This is a genomic window from Alphaproteobacteria bacterium, assembly GCA_019695395.1.
GTDB lineage: Bacteria > Pseudomonadota > Alphaproteobacteria > JAEUKQ01 > JAIBAD01 > JAIBAD01.
The window spans coordinates 1-6,215 of the sequence record JAIBAD010000061.1 but is presented as its reverse complement, the minus strand read 5'-3'; the positions used below and the strand labels follow the sequence as shown (position 1 = coordinate 6,215).

Below are 6,215 nucleotides of genomic sequence, written 5' to 3'. Positions count from 1 at the left end.
ATCTATCACCACTAAAATGGCCTTTTGTTGGTTTATAAAAACCGGTAAGACAATTAAATAACGTCGTTTTACCAGCACCATTAGGGCCAATAATTCCTGTGATTTTTTCTTGTTCTGCAATAAAAGACACATTATCGATGGCCAACAATCCACCAAAACGCATTGATAATTCCTGTACAGTTAAAAGAGCTGCTATCATATATAATATTTTTCAAAAATCATTAATGAACTCATAATCATTTATCTACAAATACAAGTTCAGTTTTTTCAAAAAGGCGAACGGTTGGTTCACGGTGATAAAGTAATCCTTTGGGTCGCCAAACCATAATGAATACCATAACCAAACCTGATATTAACGAGCGATACAATTCTAATTCCCGTAAAAATTCTGGCAAGGCAATCAAAATCATTGTTGCCAAAATTACCCCCATTTGACTTCCCATACCGCCCAAAACGACAATGGCTAAAATAATGGCAGATTCCATAAAATTAAAACTTTCTGGGCTAATGAAATTTTGCTTGGTTGCAAAAAAACACCCCGCAAATCCTGCAATCATAGCCCCTAAAGCAAAAGCCGTTAGTTTAGTTTTTGTGGGATTAATACCCAACGCTCTACTTGCAATTTCATCTTCACGTAAAGCTTCCCAGGCGCGTCCAATAGGTAATTTTCTTAATTTTAAAGAAATATAATTCGTTATGAGAGCAAGAATTAAAATAATGTAATATAAAAAAATAATTCTATGAGTTGTAGAAAAACCAATATCAAAAAAATCATGAAAACTTTGTGTTCCAGGATTTGGGATACGTGTAAAGGAAAAGCCAAATAAACTTGGGCCAGGTATATTATTAATACCACCTGGACCACCAGAAAAACTTGTCCAATTAATTAAAATGACGCGAATCATTTCACCAAAACCAAGTGTTACAATCGCAAGATAATCACCGCGAAGACGCAAAACCGGTAATCCTAATAAAATTCCAAAACTTGCCGCTAACAGACCAGCAATTGGTAAGCAAATCCAAAAATTAAACCCATAAACAGTTGACAATAAAGCATAGCTATAAGCTCCTACTGCATAAAAAGCAACATATCCAAGGTCTAATAAACCTGCCAAACCTACAACAATTGTTAACCCCCATCCCAACATAATATAAGTTAATATAAGAATACTTCTATCTATAAGAACGCGATCAACGAAAGGCAAAGTTGGCAAAATAAAAGCAACAATAATAAGCAAGAGTGCTAAATAATAAATAAAATGATGCCGTTGAAATTGGGGTTTGTTTTTAATTAAAGAAGATAATTCAAAAAGATTATTCCCTTTCTTTTTTAAAAACCCACTTATTATTAAAACAAGACAAGATAAAACCAAACACCAATTCAAAATAGGTTCAGAAAATGGAAGAAAATGTGATATATCTAATATATCAGTAAAAATCAATCCAATCCCTAACCAAACTATGCCAATAAAACCAATAATAAATGAGGGTAAAAATATGTTATATCTTTGAAGCGAGAATAACATTTTACCAACAAAAACTATTATAGCTGCATATAAAACTGCATCAAATCTTGTTTGATATCCAAGCTTTCCACCTACATCAAGTGTGCGAATTCCGATAAGTTCAATAAATAAAATAGCAACAAGAAGTGCAGCAATTAAAGAATCTTTTAAGCTGGATCGTATAATTTTATAAAACATAATGATGCTAAACTTTTTCTATTTCTGGTTTACCTAAAAGACCAGTTGGGCGAAAAATAAGGACAAGTACCAAAATTGAAAAAGCAGCCACATCTTTATATTCAACAGAAAAATATGCTGACCACATAGATTCAATTAATCCGATAAGTAATCCACCAAGCATCGCACCTGGCAAAGAACCTATTCCCCCCAATACCGCTGCTGTAAACGCCTTAATCCCAGCAACAAAACCCATATAAAAATCTATGACACCATAATAAAGCATAACCATAAACCCAGCAACAGCAGCCAACGTTGCCCCAATAACAAATGTCCATGTAATTGTTTTGTTAACATCAACACCAACAAGAGCCGCCATTTTTTGATCTTGTTCACACGCACGTTGGGTGCGTCCCAAGATTGAACGGGAAATCATTAAAGCAAAACCTGTCATCAAAATAATAGTTAAAAGAATAATAAAGATTTGTAGATAACTAATTTGTACAATAAACCCATCTTTTTCGAGAAGTTGAAAGCCACCTCTAATAATGGGCAATAAAGGTTTTGGTCTTGGTCCTTGTACCAATTGAATATAATTTTGTAAAACAATCGACATCCCTATTGCCGAAATTAATGGGGCTAAACGAAAGGAACCCCGCAAAGGACGGTAAGCAAATTTTTCAACAGCCTGACCATAAAGAGAAGTTAAAAGGATAGAAACCAAAAGCACCAATATTAAAGCTAAATATCCATCACCTAAACCAAAACTTTTTAATACTAAATAGGTAATTAAAGCATGGAAAGAACCAATCATAAAGATTTCACCATGGGCAAAATTAACCATACCTATAATTCCATAAACCATGGTATAGCCAATGGCAATTAACCCATAAATAGCACCTAATGTTAATCCATTAAATAATTGTTGTAAAAAATACTCCACATATCCCCCATAACATTTTAAATTGGTTTTAACCCAATTTAAATTATTTCCCTATCTGAATCCAAGTTGCCTTAACATCTGTATATTTATGCATAGCGTGTAATGATTTATCACGGCCAAATCCAGATTGTTTAAATCCACCAAAAGGTGATGAAATGTGACCATTATCAAAGCAATTAACCCAAACCACACCAGCCTTTAGGGCTTTAGATGTAGTAAGAGCTTTATTAATATCTTTGGTCCATACCGCAGCTGCTAATCCGTAAATTGTATCATTTGCAATTTTAATCGCTTGATCCTGATTGGTAAAAGTGATCGTTGATAATACAGGACCAAAAATTTCTTCTTGGGCAATGCGCATTTTATTATCAACATGATCAAAAATTGTTGGTTCGATAAAATAACCTTTATTTTCAATAGTAAGTTGATTTCCACCAAAAACCAATTTTGCGCCTTCTTGTTGACCAGTTTTAATATACCCCATGACCCGATCAAATTGGGTCTTATCTACCATTGCTCCAAGACATGTATTTGGATCTAAAGGATCACCAGGGCGTAAAGTTTTTCCAACTTCCATAATTTTTTGTAAAACTTTATCTTTAATTTTATCTTCAACAATTAAACGGGATCCGGCATTACATACCTCGCCCTGATTAAAAAAGATCCCCCAGGCTGCTGCCGTTGCCGCCGCATCCAAATCAGGGGCATCTGCCATAATAATATTAGGTGTTTTACCTCCACATTCTAGCGATACACGTTTCATATTAGATTCACCAGAATATTTAAGAAAATATTTCCCAACTTCCGTTGAACCCGTAAAAGTAATACAATCCACATCCATGTGGCGACCAAGAGCTTGCCCTGCCGTTTCACCCATGCCAGGCACCACATTAAATACACCTTCTGGAATACCAGCTTCTGCTGCCAATTCTGCAATACGGATAACTGTTAATGACGACTGTTCCGCAGGTTTTAAAACCATACTATTACCTGTGGCCAAGATTGGTCCAATTTTCCAACATGCCATCAATAAGGGGAAATTCCATGGTACAACTGCACCTATGACGCCTAAGGGTTCCCGTCTAATCATAGAAATGGCGTCAGGTCCAGTTGGGGCAATTTCATCATAAACTTTATCAATTGCTTCCGCATACCAACGTATACAATTAACAGACAATGGAACATCTACATTGATACTATCACGAATTGGTTTACCCATATCCAACGTTTCTAAAAGAGCCAATTCACTGGAATTTTTTTCCATTAATTCAGCAAATTTTAACAATTTTATCTTACGTTCGGACCCCGGCATATTTGACCAGGACCCCTTTTCAAAAACTGTACGTGCAGCTTTAACAGCTTCATTAATATCTTCTTGTTGACAGGATGATATTTTAGTTATGACTTGCCCATTTGCTGGATTAATTGTTTCAAAAACTTGCCCAGACAAAGCTGCAACATATTTTCCATTAATGAAAGCTTTGTTACGGTAATCTAATTGGGGAATTTTTGATTTCCAATAATCCAATGATAAAACTGCTGACATTTTTTTCTCCTGATACTTTCTAGAAAAATTTTATCTCATATAAACATGGGATTGATTCAAGCTCATTAATTTTTACCTGATTCAGTTTTAATTTTGGTCCAAGTTCTGGTTCTTAAACGCTCTAAAGCTATAGCCCCTGCTTTATCATCAAATAATCTTTTCATAACTTCTTCAGTTGGATAGATTGATGTATTGTTTTTTATGTCTTTATCAATAAAAGGTAATGCTGCTTTTGATGCGGTGGCATAACGGACAAAATTGGTTCCTGCTGCCGCTACTTTTCCATCCATCACAAAGTCGATAAAGGCATGAGCTTCTTTGGGATGAGGTGCATCTTTAGGAATCGCCATAGAATCGACCCAAAGCAATGTACCTTCTTTTGGAATGGCATATTCTATAACATTACCATTTTTTGCTTCGCTTGCGCGTGCACCTGCAATAAAAATATCCCCACTAAAGCCTAAAACCAAACATATTTCACCATTCGCTAAATCTTCAATATAACGTGATGAATGAAAATACTTAATATAGGGTCTTACACCTAATAAAAGTTTTTCTGCTTCTTTATAATCTTCTGCTTTTTCACTATGAGGATCTTTTCCTAAATAATTTAAAGCTATTTGCAATATTTCACCCGGCGCATCAAGCATAGCAATACCGCAACTAGCTAATTTTGATGCTAATTCAGGTTTAAAAATCATATCTAGGCTATTAAGTGGGGCATCAGGTACCAGCTTTTTAATTTTATCAACATTATACCCAATACCCGTGGTTCCCCAAAAATAAGGCACGGCATATTCATTATTGGGGTCAAAAGCTTCATTAGCTTTCATAATTTTAGGATCTTGATTTGCTAAATTTGATAACAAGCTTTTATCAAGTTTTTGATAGGCACCTGCCTTAATTTGTCTTCCTAGATAGGCACCTGAAGGAACAACAATATCATACCCTGATTTACCGGTCATTAATTTAGCTTCCAGCGTTTCATTTGAATCATAAACATCATAAACAACTTTAATTCCAGTAGCTTTAGTAAATTTTTCTACTGTATCTTCACCGATATAATCCGACCAGTTATATACATTGACTACTTTTTCTTGAGCACTAACTGATTGATTAATCAATAGTGTAGCAAGAATAATAGACAGGCCTGATTTTATTAAGTTGATCATAAAATTCCCCCTTTAAAATAAAACGTCAAGTTAATTAGAATTATACAAATTGAAAAGCTTAGCAAGTAAATATTATTAAAGACGTTGGACATCTTCCCAGGTATAATCTAATGCTTTTTTAGCTAAAACCATAAATTCATCAATAATATCTTTAGTCCATATCAAACTAGGTGACATCATCATTGTATCCCTTGTTGCCCGCATAATAAGCCCCAATCGAAAACAATGATCACGACATATCGTACCAACTTTACCTAAAGGTTCAAAAAATTCTCTCTTGTTTTTATCTTTTACAAGTTCAATTGCACCCATAAAACCTTTTAATCTTACTTCACCTACTAAAGGATGTGTTTTAAGTTCTTGTAATCTTTGCCATAAATATGGACTAGTTTCTTGTTTAACTTTCATTATTAAATTTTCTTTTTTTAGTATTTTTATATTTTCTAAGGCAACTGCGCAAGAAACAGGATGACCCGAATAGGTATATCCATGTTGTAATTCAACACCTTCAGCTAAAATAACATCTGCTATTTTATCACTTATAACTGCGGCTGATAAAGGCATATATCCAGATGTTAAACCTTTGGCCAAAGTCATTAAATCAGGTTCTATTCCATATTGGGAAGAAGCAAACCATTCCCCAGTCCGTCCAAAACCAGTTACAACTTCATCAGCAACTAAAAGCAAATCATATTTCTTACATATACGTTGGATTTCTGGCCAATAACTATCTGGTGGAATAATTACCCCCCCCGCACCTTGGATGGGCTCACCAATAAAGGCTGCTACATTTTCTGGGCCAAGATCCAATATCTTTTTCTCTAACATCGATGCCGCATGTAATCCAAATGAATGTGGATCTTGGTCTGATC

6 protein-coding genes are annotated in these 6,215 nt (G+C 34.7%); all 6 read right to left on the bottom strand.

The features are described 5' to 3' along the window. The coding region (locus K1X44_08585; protein MBX7147347.1) for an ATP-binding cassette domain-containing protein at positions 1-199 on the bottom strand (199 nt) is incomplete at its 3' end. 37 nt (positions 200-236) lie between these two features. Continuing rightward, positions 237-1,703, bottom strand: coding sequence for a high-affinity branched-chain amino acid ABC transporter permease LivM (gene livM / locus K1X44_08580; protein MBX7147346.1), 1,467 nt, complete (start codon positions 1,701-1,703; stop codon positions 237-239). Between the two features lie 7 nt (positions 1,704-1,710). After that, positions 1,711-2,625, bottom strand: coding sequence for a branched-chain amino acid ABC transporter permease LivH (locus tag K1X44_08575; protein MBX7147345.1), 915 nt, complete (start codon positions 2,623-2,625; stop codon positions 1,711-1,713). 43 nt (positions 2,626-2,668) lie between these two features. Further along, entirely contained in the window at positions 2,669-4,171 is a 1,503-nt protein-coding gene (locus K1X44_08570; protein ID MBX7147344.1) for an aldehyde dehydrogenase, read from the bottom strand. A gap of 65 nt (positions 4,172-4,236) precedes the next feature. After that, complete coding sequence (locus tag K1X44_08565; protein MBX7147343.1) at positions 4,237-5,343, bottom strand: polyamine ABC transporter substrate-binding protein; 1,107 nt, start codon at positions 5,341-5,343, stop codon at positions 4,237-4,239. A gap of 75 nt (positions 5,344-5,418) precedes the next feature. After that, on the bottom strand, positions 5,419-6,215 hold a 797-nt coding region (locus tag K1X44_08560), incomplete at its 5' end, for an aminotransferase class III-fold pyridoxal phosphate-dependent enzyme (protein ID MBX7147342.1).

Coding starts and splice junctions, on each gene's coding strand:
- livM (MBX7147346.1), bottom strand. CDS start 1,703: ATGTTTTATAAAATTATACGATCCAGCTTAAAAGATTCTTTAATTGCT.
- K1X44_08570 (MBX7147344.1), bottom strand. CDS start 4,171: ATGTCAGCAGTTTTATCATTGGATTATTGGAAATCAAAAATTCCCCAA.
- K1X44_08565 (MBX7147343.1), bottom strand. CDS start 5,343: ATGATCAACTTAATAAAATCAGGCCTGTCTATTATTCTTGCTACACTA.